Annotated in this window: 17 protein-coding genes; 6 read left to right on the top strand and 11 right to left on the bottom strand. The window is 55.7% G+C overall.

Annotated elements, in window-relative coordinates; translation table 11 throughout:
- Positions 1–51: 51 nt before the first annotated feature.
- Complete coding sequence (locus tag ADIMK_RS12955) at positions 52–1,095, bottom strand: Rieske 2Fe-2S domain-containing protein (RefSeq protein WP_036188858.1); 1,044 nt, start codon at positions 1,093–1,095, stop codon at positions 52–54.
- Positions 1,096–1,186: 91 nt separating this feature from the next.
- Here ADIMK_RS12955 and ADIMK_RS21400 point away from each other — a divergent pair, with 91 nt between their 5' ends.
- Positions 1,187–1,810, top strand: coding sequence for a TetR/AcrR family transcriptional regulator (locus ADIMK_RS21400; RefSeq protein WP_051692928.1), 624 nt, complete (start codon positions 1,187–1,189; stop codon positions 1,808–1,810).
- 86 nt (positions 1,811–1,896) lie between these two features.
- On the opposite strand, the gene ADIMK_RS12945 is transcribed toward ADIMK_RS21400, so the two are convergent.
- From ADIMK_RS12945 to ADIMK_RS12935, 3 genes are read right to left on the bottom strand one after another with little or no spacing between them, the layout of a single operon-like run.
- Positions 1,897–2,982 (bottom strand): ABC transporter substrate-binding protein, encoded by a 1,086-nt coding sequence (locus ADIMK_RS12945; RefSeq protein ID WP_051692927.1) that lies wholly within the window; start codon positions 2,980–2,982, stop codon positions 1,897–1,899.
- Positions 2,979–4,307, bottom strand: a complete 1,329-nt coding sequence (locus ADIMK_RS12940; RefSeq protein ID WP_051692926.1) for a sensor histidine kinase — start codon at positions 4,305–4,307, stop codon at positions 2,979–2,981. The genes ADIMK_RS12945 and ADIMK_RS12940 overlap by 4 nt, the downstream gene beginning before the upstream one ends.
- Before the next feature lie 49 nt (positions 4,308–4,356).
- Positions 4,357–5,025: a response regulator transcription factor gene (locus ADIMK_RS12935; RefSeq protein ID WP_036188844.1), complete on the bottom strand. Its 669-nt coding sequence runs from the start codon at positions 5,023–5,025 to the stop codon at positions 4,357–4,359.
- Positions 5,026–5,224: 199 nt separating this feature from the next.
- On the opposite strand from ADIMK_RS12935, the gene ADIMK_RS12930 reads away from it, so the two are divergent.
- From ADIMK_RS12930 to ADIMK_RS12915, 4 genes are all read left to right on the top strand, one after another.
- Positions 5,225–6,202, top strand: a complete 978-nt coding sequence (locus ADIMK_RS12930; RefSeq protein WP_036188842.1) for a Bug family tripartite tricarboxylate transporter substrate binding protein — start codon at positions 5,225–5,227, stop codon at positions 6,200–6,202.
- 12 nt (positions 6,203–6,214) lie between these two features.
- The gene (locus tag ADIMK_RS12925; RefSeq protein WP_036188840.1) at positions 6,215–6,649 is read left to right on the top strand and encodes a tripartite tricarboxylate transporter TctB family protein; all 435 of its coding nucleotides are present in this window, start codon (positions 6,215–6,217) and stop codon (positions 6,647–6,649) included.
- Positions 6,650–6,652: 3 nt separating this feature from the next.
- Entirely contained in the window at positions 6,653–8,179 is a 1,527-nt protein-coding gene (locus ADIMK_RS12920) for a tripartite tricarboxylate transporter permease (protein WP_036188838.1), read from the top strand.
- 74 nt (positions 8,180–8,253) lie between these two features.
- On the top strand, positions 8,254–9,270 hold the full coding sequence (locus ADIMK_RS12915; RefSeq protein WP_036188837.1) for an AbrB family transcriptional regulator: 1,017 nt from the start codon (positions 8,254–8,256) through the stop codon (positions 9,268–9,270).
- 233 nt (positions 9,271–9,503) lie between these two features.
- Here the strand turns inward: ADIMK_RS12915 and ADIMK_RS12910 are convergent, their stop codons facing one another.
- The 7 genes from ADIMK_RS12910 to oxdA all read right to left on the bottom strand — a co-directional run bounded on the left by ADIMK_RS12910 (position 9,504) and on the right by oxdA (position 15,623).
- Positions 9,504–10,172: an energy-coupling factor ABC transporter permease gene (locus ADIMK_RS12910; protein ID WP_036188836.1), complete on the bottom strand. Its 669-nt coding sequence runs from the start codon at positions 10,170–10,172 to the stop codon at positions 9,504–9,506.
- A 56-nt stretch (positions 10,173–10,228) separates the two neighbouring features.
- Complete coding sequence (locus ADIMK_RS12905) at positions 10,229–10,654, bottom strand: nitrile hydratase accessory protein (protein WP_036188825.1); 426 nt, start codon at positions 10,652–10,654, stop codon at positions 10,229–10,231.
- Entirely contained in the window at positions 10,651–11,313 is a 663-nt protein-coding gene (nthB, locus tag ADIMK_RS12900) for a nitrile hydratase subunit beta (RefSeq protein ID WP_036188822.1), read from the bottom strand. Before nthB ends, ADIMK_RS12905 begins: the two co-directional genes overlap by 4 nt.
- 15 nt (positions 11,314–11,328) lie before the next feature.
- Positions 11,329–11,940 carry a nitrile hydratase subunit alpha gene (gene nthA / locus ADIMK_RS12895; protein WP_036188819.1) on the bottom strand — a complete coding sequence of 204 codons (612 nt, stop codon included), beginning with the start codon at positions 11,938–11,940 and terminating at the stop codon, positions 11,329–11,331.
- A gap of 65 nt (positions 11,941–12,005) precedes the next feature.
- Positions 12,006–13,520, bottom strand: coding sequence for an amidase (locus ADIMK_RS12890; protein ID WP_036188816.1), 1,515 nt, complete (start codon positions 13,518–13,520; stop codon positions 12,006–12,008).
- Positions 13,521–13,661: 141 nt separating this feature from the next.
- Positions 13,662–14,528 (bottom strand): transporter, encoded by an 867-nt coding sequence (locus ADIMK_RS12885; protein ID WP_036188813.1) that lies wholly within the window; start codon positions 14,526–14,528, stop codon positions 13,662–13,664.
- A 45-nt stretch (positions 14,529–14,573) separates the two neighbouring features.
- Complete coding sequence (oxdA, locus tag ADIMK_RS12880; protein ID WP_036188810.1) at positions 14,574–15,623, bottom strand: aliphatic aldoxime dehydratase; 1,050 nt, start codon at positions 15,621–15,623, stop codon at positions 14,574–14,576.
- Between the two features lie 322 nt (positions 15,624–15,945).
- Here oxdA and ADIMK_RS12875 point away from each other — a divergent pair, with 322 nt between their 5' ends.
- Positions 15,946–16,887, top strand: coding sequence for an AraC-like ligand-binding domain-containing protein (locus ADIMK_RS12875; RefSeq protein ID WP_036188807.1), 942 nt, complete (start codon positions 15,946–15,948; stop codon positions 16,885–16,887).
- The last annotated feature ends 60 nt before the right edge of the window (positions 16,888–16,947 follow it).

Below are 16,947 nucleotides of genomic sequence, written 5' to 3'. Positions count from 1 at the left end.
CGATGAAATGTGAAAGATTATTGAGTATCGATTTAGTTTTGCATTACCGCTTTAGGACCGTATGGTTTCTCCTTCTTCGACGATCATCTTGTCCAGCACTCGGCGGGCACGGACCGCGGCGGCATCACTCGCCAGCAGGATAGGCTTCATATCCCAGAACTCGTTATCGCCCATCATCTTCTGCTGGGCTTCAAGCATCGGCAGGTCTTCTGTGCTGAACGGCACATAGAGGCCTGATACCTGCTGCTCGGCGATCGCTACGCCCTGTTCGCCCATCTCTACCGGCATCGGGAACGCGAACCAGTAGTGGGTAGTTGTGTCGGTTTCCGGGCTGAACAGGTGTGGCAGCGGGGTTTCCGTGCCGTCACTGCGCGGTGCTCCGGTCGGAGTGGCTCCGGCGAGCAGAAGCATGTTGGCCGGAGCATCCCAGCGCACGTCGATCCAGCGATCCACTCGGGTGCCATGAGGGATGCCCATCGCCTGGTAGAGAAAGTCGGGCATGATTTCGTTTACCGTTTGCCGGAATGACCAAACGGTATTTTCGTTCTGCTCGATGCTGGTGACCGCTTGGCTTACATGGTCACTGCCCAAGGTGCTGGGGTGCAGAAACTGGATATGCGACAGGTCGAGGATATTATCGGACTCCAGCACATAGTTGGCCTTGGCATGCAGATAGCGTTTGGCCACGTAGAAACGCTCCGGGTCCATGCAGGAGTAGTCAGGTATCAGCGCTTCGTCGGCGGCCTCTTTATCGCCCATCCAGATCCAGATCAGACTGTATTTTTCCACCACAGGGTAGGCTTCGACCTTGGCCGCGCGGGGGATCTTGCCATCGCCATGCGGGTTTTTGGAGCAGGCGCCGCTACCGTTGAACTCAAGGCCGTGGTAGGCGCACTGTACGGCGTTGCCGCAGTGGCGGCCCATGGAAAGCGGCGCGAAACGGTGCGGGCAGCGGTCGTGGATCGCCTGAACCTTGCCGCTATCATCCCGAAAAAACAGCACCGGGGTATTCAGGAGGGTGCGTGTAAACAGGCCTTCATTGGGTACTTCGTTATCCCATGCGGCGACGTACCATATGTTTTTTAGAAACGGCATCTTACTAGTATCCTCATCTACCGGTGTTATTCTTTTAATGTAAGCAGTGCTTACTTTAGTGCTGTGGGTTCAATTGGTCAAACGGATAAACATGAAAAAAAACGATAACTACCATCACGGAAACCTCCGCCAGGCATTGATCGATGCAGCGTTTGATGTGGTTGTGGAGTTAGGGCGGGACGCAGTCTCACTGCGGGAGCTCGCGAATACTCTCAATGTTTCCCGCGGCGCTCCTTACCGACATTTTCCTGATAAGGACTCACTGCTTGCAGCGGTGGCATCCAAGGGTTTTATCTTAATGAGCGAGACGCTTGAGCCGCTTGAAAGCCGCCTGGGTACTGATCTCTCGGTAACTGAAATCGGAAAGGCTTTTCTTGAGTTTGCCGAGGGTAACCCGCTGTTGTTTCAAGTGATGTTCGATCCTGGTTTGATGTCGCAGGCGGTGCCCGATAGTGAGTTTGGTGAGGCGTTGGAAGCGGTGTACAACCGAGTAAGTGCGTTGGTGAAAAGCCGGTTGCAGATCGAGGATGAGATGCAGCTCAAACAGCAGATGGTGGCCATGTGGTCGACGCTTTATGGTTATGCGCACCTGCGCCATGCTGAGATGCTAAAGCCCTATATGGTGGCGGGAGTCGCTAAGGATGAGATCGAGAAAGCAGTCTTAACTACCGCGTTTTCCTGGACCGGTAAGTCCAGGATTGAGAATTGTGTCTAAGAAACTCGGGTCGATTCATATCTCGGATAAATGGGAAGGGCATAGTTCCGACAACTCATAAACGTACTGCCGGGGTGATACCTGGGTTAGGGTGTTCGGGCATCAAATAGCTGCGACCACTCACGGATAAAACGCTCGCGCTTCATCTCGTCTTGAAACGTCATCACCGGAAGGCCTATCTTGATGGGATGAAATCGTAGTTGTCTTTTTTCACTGATTGCTGCAATCGATGAGGGGCCTGTAGCCTCGGGGCGCAGTGCGATCAAGTTACTTTTGCTGGCGATGATTTGTTGGCCCTCTTTGGACAGCAAAAATCGTATAAAGGTTTGTGCTGCGGCGAAGTTGTCAGTCTGTTTGGGGACCAGCGCGACTCGCGACATGACGAGAGTGTAGTCCTCCGGCATGATGACACCGATGCGGTTGTCTTTGCGTGCACGGGCCAGCGCGTATGAGCCGAGCACGTTATAAGCGAGCGCAAGCTTCCCTTCGCCAAGGTCATCAAGCATGTCGCTCGTACAGCAGTAAGTGTGTGACGATGCACGCGCGAGGCTTTCAAGTATTCGGCCGGATATGCTGGATACGACGGTATCATGGGTGGCAAAGAAGTAACCGGCCCCCGAAAGACGAATGTCATAGCTGCCAACCTTTTCGTAGTACTGCTCAGGGTCGTTACGCAGCGCATCTACGAGTGATTCGTGGCTGGAGGGTAAAGGGGTATCCTTGAACGACGCCTTGTTATAGGCGATGACCACCGGCTCGAATGTGAAGCCAAATGCCTCGTTTCGCCAATGGGACCAATCTGGCAAATCGATCGATTCGGGAATATTGAGTGTTCTGGCGTAGCCGTCGTTTACGAGTTTGACCTGGAGGTCCATGGCCGAACTGAGCACCACATCGGCGCCTTTGATCTTCCCGCTTGTCAAACCGTTATAGAGCGTTGTCGACTCGTATTCGTTGTAGCGAACGTCTATATAGGGGTGGAGGCGTTCGAAGGCCTCGATAATCGGTTTAATGGCTCGGGTATCTGTCGCGCTGTAAATATCAAGGCGCTTGACCGATTTCGATGCTGTGAACTGCTCGAAGCCTTGATCGGAGTCGATCCGACGCTCGGCAGCCAAGAGTGAGGATATCGACAGCAGGCAGACGATGGCCGCTCGAATAGCGATGCTCATATCCTTCTCCGCGGTAACACCAGTTCGACTCTTAATCCGTGGGGCTGCCGGTTGCTAAGGTGGAGCTGTCCTCCGTGTGCTTCGGTTACGGTATTGGCGATTGCGAGCCCAAGTCCGGAGCCCAGGGTGTTTTTTCCGGTTTCGATTCGTTCGAATCGCAAGACTGCACGTTGAAGCATCTCATCCGGAATTCCGGGGCCTTCGTCCTCAACAAAAATACTCACCTGTTCCGCTTCAACGTCGATACCCAATGTTATCGAGTTGTTTTCGGGCCCGTATTTGATCGCATTATCGATCAGGTTGCGTAGGCACTCTCTAAGACTTACAGGGTCTGCGTCGATCGTCAGATCCCTCTGGGTATTGGAATAGTTGAACTCGATACTGGAGTCGGCATGATCGCGCACTTCGGATGTCAGTATGGCGCTGAGTAGGGTGTCCAGCTTTACCGGTTGGAATTGATTGGTATCGCGTCGGTGTGCAACCAGAGCGTGGGTGAGGAGCTGATTGGTCAGTCGGGTCAGCTTGCGGTGCTGGTTTCGTATGAGTGTCAATCGATTCTGAAGCTTGTCCTTGTCATGCTCCATTTCCGCCATATCAAGTTGTGCTTGAACGCTGCTGAGCGCTGTTCGAATTTGATGAGAGGCATCCGCAATGAATACCTGCATCATATCGAGATTGGACTGCAAGCGTGTGCGGTACTGATCGATGGATGCGATTAGCGGTTTGACCTCTTTTATATCGGTATCGGGCAGAGGTCCCATTTCGTCGGCTCTGCGTTCACGCAGAGTGCGTGATAACTGGTTGAGGGGGAACAAGGTTCGGTTTATGCCGAATGCAAGGCTCGCCAAGGCCAGTGTGATAACGAGCACGAGAACGGCGATCTCGCCCAGGAGAATTTCGTTGGACAGGGAATTCCTGGCGATACGGCTCTGCCCGATACGTACCTCTACCCATCCAGATACGCCCGGGTCGTCCAGCCGTTTAGATACTACAACGGCGCGGATCGACTCATTCAGATAATCGGTGTTATAGAAGACAGGCGAGGCGCTCGGCGTATAGCGTTCTGGTGACGGGAAGTCCCGGTAGCCGGTCAAATATTGTTTATCGGGACCGCTGACGACGTAATAGACTTTGTCATCGGGGGCTAGCGAGAGGATATCGAGCGCCGCATACGGCAGGTCCACCTCAACCTGTCCGTTGCGAGATCGAATACGCTCGATGATGGCCAATGCGGATCCAGTCAGCAGGCGATCATACGAGATGTCGGCGGTTCTGTTTGCGTATTGCCATACGCCGGCACTGAGCACCAGCAAAACCCCCAGCATCAGACCGGCCGTCCCCGAAAGCAGCCGCTTTCGTAGCGAATAACGTCCGCTAATCATCCACATGGGCAAGATAGCCGAGTCCGCGAATGGTTTTTATATGCAGCGATGATCCCGCAAGTTTCTTGCGCAGGCGGGTCAGCACCTGTTCGATGGCATTCGGTGTATACGCTTCATCGAAACGGTACAGGCGATCCGCGATCTGTTCTTTGGTCAGCACATGGTCGAGGTTGTTCAGCAGCAGCTCTAAAAGCTGTATCTCGCGGTGGCGAAGATCGATCTGTGCGCCATGCAGGGTGACGGCCGCGGTTGACGCATCGTAGCTCAGGTTGCCGCAGACGATCTGGTTGCTGGCACTGCCGCGCTCGCGACGCAGTAAGGCGCGACAGCGGGCGGCCAGCTCTCTGAAATCGAAAGGCTTGACCATGTAGTCGTCCGCGCCAATATCCAGGGCACTGACCCGATCATCGACTTCGGCTCTGGCGGTCAGAACCAGAACGGGAATCTCGTCGCCTTTAGCGCGAAGCTGTTTCAGCAGTTGAAAGCCGCTCTTGCCTGGCAGGTTGATGTCGAGAATCAACATCTCGAAGCTTTGATAGGCAAGGAGTTTCTCAGCAGACTCAGCCGATTCACACCAGTCCAGCGGGTGGCCAATATGGCCGAAATACTCACTTATGGCATTGGCCAGTTCGGTGTTGTCTTCAATTAGCAGAATGCGCATATCGTGGGTGCAGGTCCGGGATCAAACCTATTCAGTTAATGCGAACCGCCTAAGGATGTCTAGGTCGTGACGAAAAAGTAGGGGAAAGAGTTTTAAATCGCCGCTGTGTCAGGTTCAGGTCAGTTTCAGCATTTACTCTCCACTGACGCCCAATCCCAATGGGTGAACATTACAACAACAAGATGTGGAGTTTAATCGTATGAAGCATACGACGCGTACCCTACTCGTGGCCCTCGGCCTCGCCTCCTCTCTGTCTGCTTTTGCCTTCGAAACCGATAAGCCTGAGTGTATCGCGCCTGCCAAACCTGGCGGTGGCTTTGACCTTACCTGCCGTATCGCCTCTAACGGCTTTGGTGATGCTGGTCTGCTGCCTTCGCCGATGGCGGTCACCTTTATGCCGGGTGGTGTGGGCGCTGTAGCGTACAACCATATCAACTCGAACCGTCGTGATGATGGCGATGCGCTGGTCGCATTCAGCTCGGGCTCACTGTTGAACCTGGCTCAAGGCAAGTGGGGTAAACAGCTGGACGAAAATGACGCGCGTTGGGTCGGTGCGGCCGGTGTCGACTACGGTGCCGTTATCGTCAAGTCCGATGCGCCCTGGAATACGCTCGGCGAATTGGTTGAAGCGATCAAAGCGGACCCGAGCGCATTCGTGCTGGGTGCCGGTGGCGGTGTTGGCAGTCAGGACTGGATGAAAGCCGCCATCCTGATGAAGTCGGCCGGTGTGGATCCCAAGAAGATGCGCTACGTGGCGTATGAAGGCGGCGGTGAAGCCATTGCTGCGCTGATGGGCGGTCACATCAAAGTCTACCCCGGTGATATGGGGGAGATGAAAGGGCAGTTGGAAGCTGGGCGCATGAAGGTGCTGGCGGTCATGTCCGATCACCGACTCGAGGGTGAGTTCAAGGATATCCCGACGGCTGCTGAGCAGGGCTATGATGCCGAGTGGGCGATACTGCGCGGTTATTATCTGGGGCCGGATGTCAGCGACGAAGCCTATGCGTATTGGACCGATACCTTCAATAAGGCTTACGAAAACCCGATCTTCCTGAAAACTGTCGAAGACAAGGGTCTGGTGCCCTACAAGTCGGCTGGTGAAGCCTTTGATGCCGATGTGAAAAAGCGCGTCAATCTAATGCGTGAACTTGCCAAAGAAGCTGGTCTTATTAATTAAGTGAGGCCCGCCGTGTACGATCGCATTTTTGCAGGTGCGCTGTTGTTGCTGTCCGGGCTTATCGCCTGGGCAGCAGCCCAGTTCGATGTGCCTTTCCAGTATGAGCCTTTGGGCCCAAAGGCTTTCCCCTACATTCTGTCGGCCTTGTTAGCGGTTGCAGCCGGTTGGTTGATGATCAGGCCTAGTGCCGATGACTGGAAACCGACCAAAGAGGTGGTCTTGAGGCTTGGTGGCGCGTTGGTGTTGATGTATGGCTACGCCTTCATCTACGAGCCGTTGGGTTTCATTATCGCAACAGCGATTGTCGGTGGCGTCTTCTCATGGCTGTTTGGTGAAAAGCCGATTAAGGCCGGTGTCTACGCCTTGGTCATGAGTGTGGTGTCCTTCTTCCTGCTGACCGATTTGTTGCAATTGAATGTGCCGGTAGGGACCGTTTTCGGAGGCTGACCGATGGAAGTTTTATCTGCTTTAGCGACCGGTTTCTCGGTGGCGTTTACTCCCCTGAACCTGTTTCTTGTATTGTTCGGCTGCTTTACCGGTACGCTAATTGGGTCGCTGCCGGGTATCGGCCCGATCAACGGCGTGGCGATACTCCTGCCACTGGCTTATTCAATTGGCCTTCCCCCGGAGTCGGCCCTGATTTTGTTGGCCGGCGTTTACTACGGGGCTGAATACGGTGGCCGAATCTCCAGCATCTTGTTGAACGTGCCGGGTGATGCCGGTGCGATCATGACGACACTCGACGGCTATCCCATGTCAAAGCGCGGAGAGGGAGGGCGAGCGCTTGCAATCTCGGCGGTGTCATCCTTTGCAGGCAGCATGGGTGCTTTGCTGATGATGGTCATCATGGCGCCGTTGCTGAGTGAGCTTGCGATACGTTTTGGCCCCACCGAATACGTGATGTTGATGGTTTTCGCCTTTACCTGTCTGGCTACCATGGTGGGTAGTCGACCGATTAAAACGCTGATAGGTACGTTGATCGGTTTGGTTCTCGCGACTGTCGGTGTTGATTCAGGCACCGGTGTTCTGCGTTTCACGATGGACATACCGAACTTTTTCGACGGCGTAGACTTCCTCGTGGTGGTTATTGGTGTGTTCGCCATCAGTGAAGTGCTGGTGTTACTGGAGCAGTGGGTCAACAACGACCTGAAGGTGACCCCGGTCGGAAAGAGCTTTGTAACATTCGCCGATATTGTGAAGGTTCGCTGGGTTATCCTGCGTTCCACCGTGATCGGATTCTTCATCGGCGTATTGCCCGGTACAGGCGCCTCAATCGCGAGTGCTGTGGCCTACGGTACAGAGAAACGGATGGCCGAGGGTGATAGCGACGAGTTCGGCAAGGGGGATATACGTGGTTTGGCTGCCCCCGAGGCTGCCAATAACGCATCCGCAGCAGGTGCGATGGTGCCGATGTTGACCCTGGGTATTCCGGGCAGTGGCACGACCGCTATTCTGCTGGGCGCTCTGTTGATGTTCAACATCACGCCGGGGCCCCTGCTGTTTGAACAGAAGCCTGAAATCGCCTGGGGCCTGATTGCGTCCATGTTCTTGGGCAATATTGCGCTGCTGGTCCTGAACCTGCCGTTGATTGGCGTATTTGTTCGACTGCTGTCGATTCGTCAGTCCTATCTGATTCCTGTGATTGTCATGCTCACATTTGTAGGCATATATTCCATTCACGGGGATAGCTTCGATCTCTTTTTCATGGTCATTCTGGGCATCTTCGGATTTATCCTGCGTAAACTTCATTTCTCGCTCGCACCGGTGATTCTGGGCCTGGTGTTGGGTGAGGTGCTTGAGGAAAACCTGCGTCGCAGTCTGTCCATGAGTGGTGGGGATTGGTCGATACTGCTAAGTGGCAACATTACCATTGGCCTTGCCATTGCTTCTGTGTTGGCACTTGTATTGCCTTTCCTGCTCAAGCGCATCAAAGGAAAGGGGCGTACGGCTCAGTTGCAGGCTGAGTTAGACGACTGAACCTGATTTAACACGGGCACCGCTAAGGGCAGTCTCACCAGAGTGGGGCCGCCCTTACTTTTTTAGGGCAGGGTATGCTGAAAGTGATGTGGACGCTTGCCATTGGCGTGGCAGGAGCATGGGTTGCTAACCTGACGGGGCTGCCATCTCCCTGGTTGGTGGGCGCAATGATTGGTGTGCTTTTGGCGATATGGGTGAAAGTGCCCGTTTCGATGCCTTCACGTACGACCACGTTCATCTCCCTGTTTATGGGGGTATCCATTGCCTCAAGTGTTGAGGCGGATTTTTTTGTTCATTTAAAAGACTGGAGCCTCTCCATCGGGTGGATGGTGATGATGCTTGGCGTGCTGCTGGCTATGCTCTTTGGCTTTTATCGCTATCGCTGCCACTGGAGTCCAAGCGACGCGCTTTTATGCTCGATCCCCGGTAATTTGGCCGTAGTCCTTATATTCGCGGCCCAAGCGAATCTCAGCGTAAAGCGAATCGCGCTTGTCCACAGCGTTCGGCTTTTCTTTCTTGTCTCGGCGCTTCCTCTGCTCTTCCCCATTGTGGATCGTCAGGTGTCGGCCAGCGCGGTTAATGACATACCGGGCTGGGAGCTGTTGCTGGTATTTATGGGTGCTGGTTTCACCGGGTGGGGGGCTGTCAAACTGCGTGTGCCGGCAGGCATGCTGGTAGGCGCGATGCTGTGGTCCCTGGTCGTTAAGTTTGTCTTCGGTATGGAGTTTCACATTCCCCCGGAATGGTTCCGAGTGGTGCTGGTCATCCTGGGTACAGCCACGGCTGTTCGTATGGCAGATCTGGATCTGGGGCTGTTGAAGGGAACGCTAAAGGGGGCTTTTGGCGGTCTGGCGCTGGGGCTGTCCGTGAGCGGCGTATTCGCATTCGCGCTTTATTGGGGGGCAGGGGTACCGCTGCTTCAAGCGCTGTTGGCATACATGCCAGGCGGGATTGAAGTGATGGTGGCGATCGCCTTCAGTACGGATGTTGATCCCGTGTTTGTCGCCACCCATCAGCTAATACGAGTCCTGCTCATGTGCTTCGCGCTGCCGTTACTATTCAAGGCGGTGGGTGAGGGCGAGCGCGACTAATTCACACGTACAGCGTATCGATCGCGGCACAGTCATATTCTTCCGGTATTCCAAAATGGTCGGCCACCACCGTCAGGCCCTGCGCTAACAGTGGTTCATGCAACTTGACCCAAGACGCTCCTGTCTGCTGTTGGATAACCTCTGAAACCTAAGGCATTTAACGTCTGGCAGAGGAAAAAGAAAGCCGTACCCGGGGAATGATACGGCTTTCGTGCGCTCCGGATTAAACAGGGTTAGGCGCCTTGATGCAGCCGCTTTTCAAAGAACAGGTTGTGTGAGACCGCCTTGGCGACGGCCAGTACAGCGAGGTCCACAAGCGGTTCGAGGATGACGACGGCCATATAGGCCGCGCTGAACGATAGCACCGAGGTCAGGGTTGCGATGCTGAAACCCTGGCCGTAAAACACCCAGAACGCGACCCAAGCGACAATGTTGGCTTGATACGTGGTTGAGAGCGCCAGAGCCTGGCGGTAGCTCAATTCGACGTAGGGTGTATTCGGTGCAATGATGCGACGCGCCACGCTGGCGATAGCGAATAGCGGCACCAGCAGAGTGGTGACGTTCATGCCGTATTGTGGAAGGTCGCTCGGTGCAAAGAATAGCCCTTGGAGCAATAGCCCCGAAGCCAGTCCAATGGCCGCAGGTGCTGCGCCAAACAGCAGGAACAGCGTCGAGCCGAGAATCAGATGGACCTCGGACACGCCGATCGGTTGATGTGGCAATACCTGGAAGTAAAAAAGCACCAGCGCTGTCGAAATCAACGCCCGAGATGACACCGAGAGTAATCCGCGCTCCCGTGCATTATCCCGTGCCAGTTTGAACGTGTAGGCGAAGGCCGCTGTCGCCGTAGCGTAGCTAAGCAAGATCTTGCTCGCGTCGACTAGTCCCGGTTCGATATGCATAGTTTTCTCCTCTACCTCGTTTCGAGGTGTCCCGGATTTTGTTAGACCTTAGCCGGCTAGCAACTGGATGCTGGGCTGACGGCCACGGGAGCGCGTGTCGGTGTGTGGTGATGGTCATGCGCCGGTGCACAGCTGGCATTCGCCAACAGGATGGGTTGGCCATGCGGAGTATTGAGGTACGCTTGGCGCCACTCGTGTGCCCGCTGCGCTATATCCTCCTCTCCAACCAGACCCAGCGACGCTACCATCTGCTCCATCGCCACAATCCACTGACGGTAGTAGGTGTCGTTATCACTCTCACCAGGCTGTGGCGGGGCGCTTTTAATCACGTCACTGAATACCTTCACCCACTCCGGCCAGGCGAAAAGTCCCGACCTGTGTAGATGAACGATCAGGGAGAACGCCTGTGCCTGCCAGGGGTGATCGAACACCGGTTCCTCAGTGTCAAACGGTTGCTCTAGTGTTGAATATGCCTGTGTCATACGACCTCCAGATACTCATCCCAAAGGTCGATCCGGACCGTATCGTTCGGCGAGGCGTCCTCTCCCCACAGCTCTTTTGCGGTGAAGCTCACGCTGTAGACGTGCTGCGGTTTTTCACCCAGACCGTGTGCTGCAGCATCGGGCGTAACAAACACCCCGTGATCGATCTCGATAGTACCCACCTTGCTTCGGGCATAGCGTGGCAGCCGGGTGTGAGTAACCGGGTTGATATTCTTTGTCCGCACCCGGTCGCCAACCCGGAATTTTGGCGCGACCTCTTCGTCGATACGGGCCGAGCCACCGGTGTTCACAACCAGTGCAACCATCTCCTGGGTCAGTACCGGCGCGTTCGACGCCGCTGCCGCCGGGTCCGATTTCCCCTGCGCAAGTTCGGCGGCGGTGATCACACCTTTCTCTACCAGCAAGGTTTCAAAGGAGTGCAGCCAGTGCTCGTAGTAGCTCCCTTCCAGATAGTGCGCCGGGTCCATACGCTCGATCGCGTGGCGGAATTCGTCGACGTTAAAATGGCCGCCGACGAACAGTGAGGCGAACAGCGAGAACGTTCTGCGCTCCCAATCGTGACTAAAGACCGGTTCATTTGGATCATTCAGAATAGGGCCGTGGCCGTGGGCACCGCCCAGGTCGTGTATACCGTTCATGTGTGTCTCCTGATATCACTTGGCTGTTGGTTGCAGGGGGAGACCGGTGCCGATCATTGAGTCGCGGGTGACCAGATCCACCAGCTGCTCTTCACTCCATCCGTCGGTGCCCTCCGGGCGCTCCGGCAACACCAGGTAGCGTAGTTCTGCGCTGCTGTCCCAGACCCGGATCTCCTTGCTTTCGGCAATCGTCAAACCGAACTCCTCGAGTACACCACGTGGATCGATGACGACACGTGAACGGTAGGGGGCCGCTTTGTACCAGCTCGGGGGCAGTCCCAGTGTGGGCCAGGGGTAGCAGGAGCACAGTGTGCAGACCGTCACGTTATGGACATCGGGGGTGTTTTCGACTACGACCATGTCCTCGCCCTGAACGCCGGAATACCCCAGCTCGGCTATCGCTTGGGTACCATCAGCGAGCAGGCGCGCTTTGTAAGCCGGATCGGTCCAGGCTTTCGCGACCACTTTAGCGCCGTTACGGGGACCGACTCTGTGTTCGTAGGTGTCGATCAGTTCGTTCATCGCGTCGGGGTCTATCAGCCCTTTTTCTGTCAGTAATGATTCAAGCGCTTTGACACGCAGCTCGATCTCGTTGGGGGGCGCTGTGTGGTTATGATCATGTGCCATGTGATTCTCCGTGTGTGATAGTCGTGGCCGGTGCCCCGTCATTAACGGGGCGTTGTCGGTGGCGTTTACATCTGCCGCCAATCGCCACTGGTTTCAAAAGCTGAAGCGGCCTGATAGATGGTGCTTTCCGCGTAATGGCGACCGACCAGCATCATGCCCACCGGTAAGCCGTCTACCATCCCGCATGGCAGGCTCATGGCGGGGTTGCCGGTGATATCCTGCGGTGCGGTATTGCCGATCATTTCAAAGGCCCGGCTGATATAGTCGGTGATGGAACAGCCCTGCTCTGGCAGCGGTGGGGCGGTAATGGGTACCGTGGGCATGACCAGCAGATCGTAAGATTCCAGCGCCCGCTGGTATCCCGCGCGGGCCTTGCGCGCCAGATTCTGTGCTTTGGCATAGTAGCGGCCGTTGTAGCGCTGCAGGCCGTATTGGCCGATCAGCATGCAGATCTTGAGTGACGGCGAGAGTGCATCGGCGTTGTCGCGCCAGAGCGCATGCTTATCGAGCAGGCCGACGTCGTACAAACCCTCCCAGTTAAAGCCCATACCGTTGCCGTGCATCATCTGTGCTGTCAGACCCTCGCAGCCGATTGGTGACCACAGGGCACCTGCCAGACCGTGTTCGGGAACCGAAACTTCACTGACGATAGCGCCGAGCTGTTCAAGCCGTGCAATCGCCTCGCGAACCTTGGCATCGACCCCTGCATCCAGGTTAGGTAGCTGGAAACCCTCGGTAAGGATGCCGATTTTCATGCCTTGGACACCCTTGTCCAGCGCTTCGGTGTAGGCCGCGACCCGGGGCGAATACTGGCGTGGATCCAGGCCATCGGCACCGGCAATCACTTCCAGCATCAGTGCGTTGTCATACACTGTGTCGGTGATGGGGCCGGTGTGATCGACCGTGGCTTCGATAGGCATGATGCCGGTGTAGGGCACCAAACCGTGGGTTGGCTTCATACCGTATGTTCCGCAGAAAGCTGAGGGTATGCGGATGGAGCCGCCCTGATCGCCCCCGATGGCCATATCGACCTCGCAGGCGGCTACCAGCGCCGCGCTCCCGGACGAGGAGCCGCCTGCAGCGTGACCCTGCTTCAGTGGGTTGTGTACGGGCGCTGGATCAGAGGTGTGACTGCCGCCCGAAAGACAGAAATGCTCACAGGTGGCTTTGCCAACGATGGTGGCACCGGCGTCCAGTAGACGTTCGACGATGGTGGCATCGTATGCGGGAACGAACCCTTCCAGAGTGGACGACCCGTTCATCATCGGCACACCGGCAAGTGCCACATTATCTTTCAGTACGACGGTACGGCCCGCGAGTTTCCCGGAGTCAGCACCTTTCACATCGGTCTTGTAGTACCAGGCATTCAGGGGGTTTTCGGCGCCTGTGGGGCGGTAGCCGGGGGCACGTGTATAGCGAACCTCCGGAATATTGTCGGGCAGTCCGTCGACCAGATCGTAGGCGTCGAAGTTAGGCTGCATCAACGTCAGATACTCTTGGGCCTGCTCCGGCGTCAGATTTAGGTGCAACTGGCTAGCCAGTGTTTGCAGCTGTTCTGCTGTAGGTCGTTCAATAGCCATAGTGCTTCCATAATGTGTGAAGAACCGCGAGATATACCTATTCGAAGATAGGTGTGTATCCGTCGCAGTACTTGGTTCATAGGGTCAGCCGATTGGCTGAGAGGGACAGCAGTCAGGTTGACTGCTCCTGCGTGGGCTCAATCAGAACACGTGGAGGTAGCGCAGATTCATCCGGAAACCCTCTTTCGTGCCGTTGTCGACCTCAAGATCCTCGCCTAGCTGCAGCAAGAACTGATCACGCGGGGTGACAAACTTTGCAGCGCTGATGCGGACGTTCGTGGTGTCCAGCTTGTCGTTCTGATCAACACCGTCGACCTGGGTTTCTCCACCCCATTGATGTCCGAAGCCGAGGCCTAAGGTCAGCGTGGGGTCCGGCATGTAGCGCCCCATGATCTGGGCTTCATAGGACAGATCTCGCTCCAGGCGGGCCGAGCCGCTGCCATAGTCGTCGTTGTCTCCATACCAGATTGCATCGCCGACCAAGTCGAGTGCCCACTTTTCGTTGAAGTGCTTGATATAAGCTACCTGTAGGTCAACCTTCCAACGGTTCTCTCCCAGATTGATAGAGTCGTTCTTGTCGTAGCTACCGGTGGGCAGGTAGAGGTAGGGCGACACGGCGAGAATGTCCCCGTTGTCGTTGAGTCGGTATTTAAGCGGCGCGGTAACAATCAGGTCGCCGACACCGCTGCCGCTTCCCATTATCGAGGCGTCGCCACTGCTCGAGACATGCCCGAAAGGCAGGAGGAACTGAGGGTCGACGGTAAGGCGTTCGTTCAGCTGGTAGGCCTGGATAAGACGGATGATGCCGACGTCGGACGTGAGCTTAAAGTCCGAACTTGCCTCATGCCCATCGGAGTAGAGTTCGTCCGTACTGGCGTGCTGATAGTAGAGGGCGAGGAGGGTTGCTCCTGCAGGGAGTTGTTCGTAATCGCCCGGAGCCACCTCGGCGGCGTGGGCCTGGGCTGCGGCCAGCAGAATGGCACAAATCGGTAAGCGGATAGGCTGCATCTTCAATACTCCTTGAATGGTAAAGGATTGATCGAGCGTTGGGTGTCAGGCCTGAGCGTCGCGCATCATGCCGGTCTGTGGATGGCAGTTGATGTACTCGAATACCTGATGACGGGCGTCGGAGACTGACACTTCGTGGTACAGGCGCAGCTTGTCCAAACCGCCGACAACGCGGAAAAAGGTCGTGAAGATACGTAGATGAGTGGGATGAGACTCGGCCCAACGCTCCAGCTTTTCGAGCGAACGCCAGTGGCCGATGTTGTAGCTCATGTCGAGAAGGTTGCCGTCCAGGTCAATATTGCGTACGAAGCGATTGCTGTAGCAGCCCACCGTCTGGCCGTTGTCGCGCAGGAAGTCCATACCGTCCTGCAGCGTCGGCAGTATTTCGCCGAAATAGAGTTCCGTTTCTTCTGCTTCTGCATCGGCCCAGTCTTGCCCGGAGCGGATCAGCGCGATGTTGTCGTGGCCCTGCACGACCACGCGGCCGCCCTTCGCGGGATCGCCAGCGATAATGCGAAGATCGCCGTTTGGTTTCATCCAGTCCGTCTGTGATGCGGGGAAGCGATCGCGCATTGAGCCCCAGTATCCGTGCTCTTCGATATCGCCACTGATGCCATCCATAACGGCACCGACCCCGGGCAGGTTGTCGCGGAAGGCGTAAAGTGTTTCGAACTGCTCAGCGGAGGGGGCAATGATTTCACGAAAATAACCCAGCCCTTCGTTCAGACGGTCGTCGGAACTCCACCAACCGTCTACTTCATCGGCTTGCATCCAACGACAATAGGCGGCAGGGTCTCGCCAATAACCCACAACCATAAGGTTCTGGTATCCCTGATTGTCTGTGTGATGCGTTAGATCATGGTGCATCGGCCCTTCTGCCAGCTCGAACGTCGATACGATGGTTTTCATCGCCTGCAGAGCGGCTGGACGCTGTGTTTCATCGCGGAACTGGATGCCGAGATAGGCCATCACAACCTGCTTCACCTGTGTGTCGGCGCGTCCCACCCACATGGAAAAAGGCGGTTCATATTCATCGGGAACACGGCGTGAAAGCGTTCTTGGGCATTTAAGGTGCTTATCGATAGCGGATTCCATAATGGCTCCTGAAGGTATATATAGTTGTAAGGGAGGAAATGCTTCCTGCTATCGATATTAATTATGAGTTTCAGTAATACTTGGTTCTGCCGGACAGTCGTTTGGCCTAAAAGGACATATAACTAAAAGGACTGAGCGTGATAATAGATCGAAGGTATGGTGCATATGTGCCCTATTATGGAGCAGTGGCTGGTGCGGTTTAAATAGCACACTGTGAGCCCGCGCAGTAAATTAGGGCGCTGGATTGATTGGCATATATGTTGCCTTCAATCGGGACGAATCTGATGCCTGGCCTTCAATAAAAACTAAAGGGGTGAGCAGTATGTCGTCTTTAGATAGCTTCCAGTATTCCACGGCCGAGGTTTCGGCCAATCGGCGCTTTGAATATTGGAATGACGTGGTCCTGCGTCATTGTATTCCGGCTGCCAGCAAGCCTTTGACGGACTTCGGCTTCGATGGTGAACTGACTGTGCGCGGTGTTGGAGTCGTGGATATATGCTCGTTATCGTCGTCGCAGCACTACTGGGAGCGTACGGCCAAGCATTTGCGATGTGGACCCGACGACGATCTCTGGTTGGGATTTGTACAAAATGGCCAAGGTCAGATGGAACAGGGCGGGCGCAAAACGCAGCTGGAGATGGACAACCTGGTGCTCTACGATGCCGCACAGGCATTCCGTTTCAGCTTGGGGGGCGACAACATCCAACTGGTGCGTATTCCCCGCCACCTGCTTAGCAGCCGTTTGAAGGGGCTTGAAAATCTTACGGCGACGGTACTGGACGATAGCCGCCCCGGCGTGATTCCACTGCGTGAAATGTTGCGGCAGGCGGCGTCCAACCCTTCGGAGCTACAGAGCGCCGAACTGGCCGGCCGCTTCTCGCAAACCTTCATAGACCTGCTCGCGCTCAGTCTGGAGTTACAGGACCTGAAAACAGCGCATGCCGAGCAGGACCTTTACGCTCGAATCATGAATTACATTCACCGTAACCTCACCGACCGGGAGTTGTGCATCAAAACCATCGCCGAGGCACATCATGTGTCGACCCGTACGGTCACCCGTGCCTTCGCTCGGCATCAGGTAACCCCAATGTCGGTTATTTGGCAGCAGCGTCTTTTAGCCAGCCGCGAAGCGATAGAGAGTGGCAGGGTGCGCAATGTTTCCCAGGCTGCGCTGGATTTCGGTTTCTCCGATTTTTCCCATTTTAGCCATGCATTTCGCCGAGCATTTGGCGTATGTCCCCAGAGCCTGCTGCGACGGCGCTGACCCTGCCTGCACAAAAAGCCGCGTCTACAGCCGCTCTCGAACCGGGCGAGAGCGGCTTCT

This window comes from Marinobacterium lacunae (genome assembly GCF_000705555.1).
GTDB lineage: Bacteria > Pseudomonadota > Gammaproteobacteria > Pseudomonadales > Balneatricaceae > Marinobacterium_D > Marinobacterium_D lacunae.
Note: the sequence above shows the minus strand (reverse complement) of the source record. Positions and strands in the feature narration are given on the sequence as shown.

What these genes read in the sequence shown, in the direction of transcription:
- ADIMK_RS12875 (WP_036188807.1), top strand. Translation starts at nt 15,946, where the DNA reads ATGTCGTCTTTAGATAGCTTCCAGTATTCCACGGCCGAGGTTTCGGCC.
- oxdA (WP_036188810.1), bottom strand. Translation starts at nt 15,623, where the DNA reads ATGGAATCCGCTATCGATAAGCACCTTAAATGCCCAAGAACGCTTTCA.
- ADIMK_RS12915 (WP_036188837.1), top strand. Translation starts at nt 8,254, where the DNA reads ATGCTGAAAGTGATGTGGACGCTTGCCATTGGCGTGGCAGGAGCATGG.
- ADIMK_RS12885 (WP_036188813.1), bottom strand. Translation starts at nt 14,528, where the DNA reads ATGCAGCCTATCCGCTTACCGATTTGTGCCATTCTGCTGGCCGCAGCC.
- ADIMK_RS12920 (WP_036188838.1), top strand. Translation starts at nt 6,653, where the DNA reads ATGGAAGTTTTATCTGCTTTAGCGACCGGTTTCTCGGTGGCGTTTACT.
- nthB (WP_036188822.1), bottom strand. Translation starts at nt 11,313, where the DNA reads ATGAACGGTATACACGACCTGGGCGGTGCCCACGGCCACGGCCCTATT.
- ADIMK_RS12935 (WP_036188844.1), bottom strand. Translation starts at nt 5,025, where the DNA reads ATGCGCATTCTGCTAATTGAAGACAACACCGAACTGGCCAATGCCATA.
- ADIMK_RS12945 (WP_051692927.1), bottom strand. Translation starts at nt 2,982, where the DNA reads ATGAGCATCGCTATTCGAGCGGCCATCGTCTGCCTGCTGTCGATATCC.
- ADIMK_RS12905 (WP_036188825.1), bottom strand. Translation starts at nt 10,654, where the DNA reads ATGACACAGGCATATTCAACACTAGAGCAACCGTTTGACACTGAGGAA.
- ADIMK_RS12955 (WP_036188858.1), bottom strand. Translation starts at nt 1,095, where the DNA reads ATGCCGTTTCTAAAAAACATATGGTACGTCGCCGCATGGGATAACGAA.
- ADIMK_RS21400 (WP_051692928.1), top strand. Translation starts at nt 1,187, where the DNA reads ATGAAAAAAAACGATAACTACCATCACGGAAACCTCCGCCAGGCATTG.
- nthA (WP_036188819.1), bottom strand. Translation starts at nt 11,940, where the DNA reads ATGGCACATGATCATAACCACACAGCGCCCCCCAACGAGATCGAGCTG.
- ADIMK_RS12910 (WP_036188836.1), bottom strand. Translation starts at nt 10,172, where the DNA reads ATGCATATCGAACCGGGACTAGTCGACGCGAGCAAGATCTTGCTTAGC.
- ADIMK_RS12930 (WP_036188842.1), top strand. Translation starts at nt 5,225, where the DNA reads ATGAAGCATACGACGCGTACCCTACTCGTGGCCCTCGGCCTCGCCTCC.
- ADIMK_RS12940 (WP_051692926.1), bottom strand. Translation starts at nt 4,307, where the DNA reads ATGCTGGGGGTTTTGCTGGTGCTCAGTGCCGGCGTATGGCAATACGCA.
- ADIMK_RS12890 (WP_036188816.1), bottom strand. Translation starts at nt 13,520, where the DNA reads ATGGCTATTGAACGACCTACAGCAGAACAGCTGCAAACACTGGCTAGC.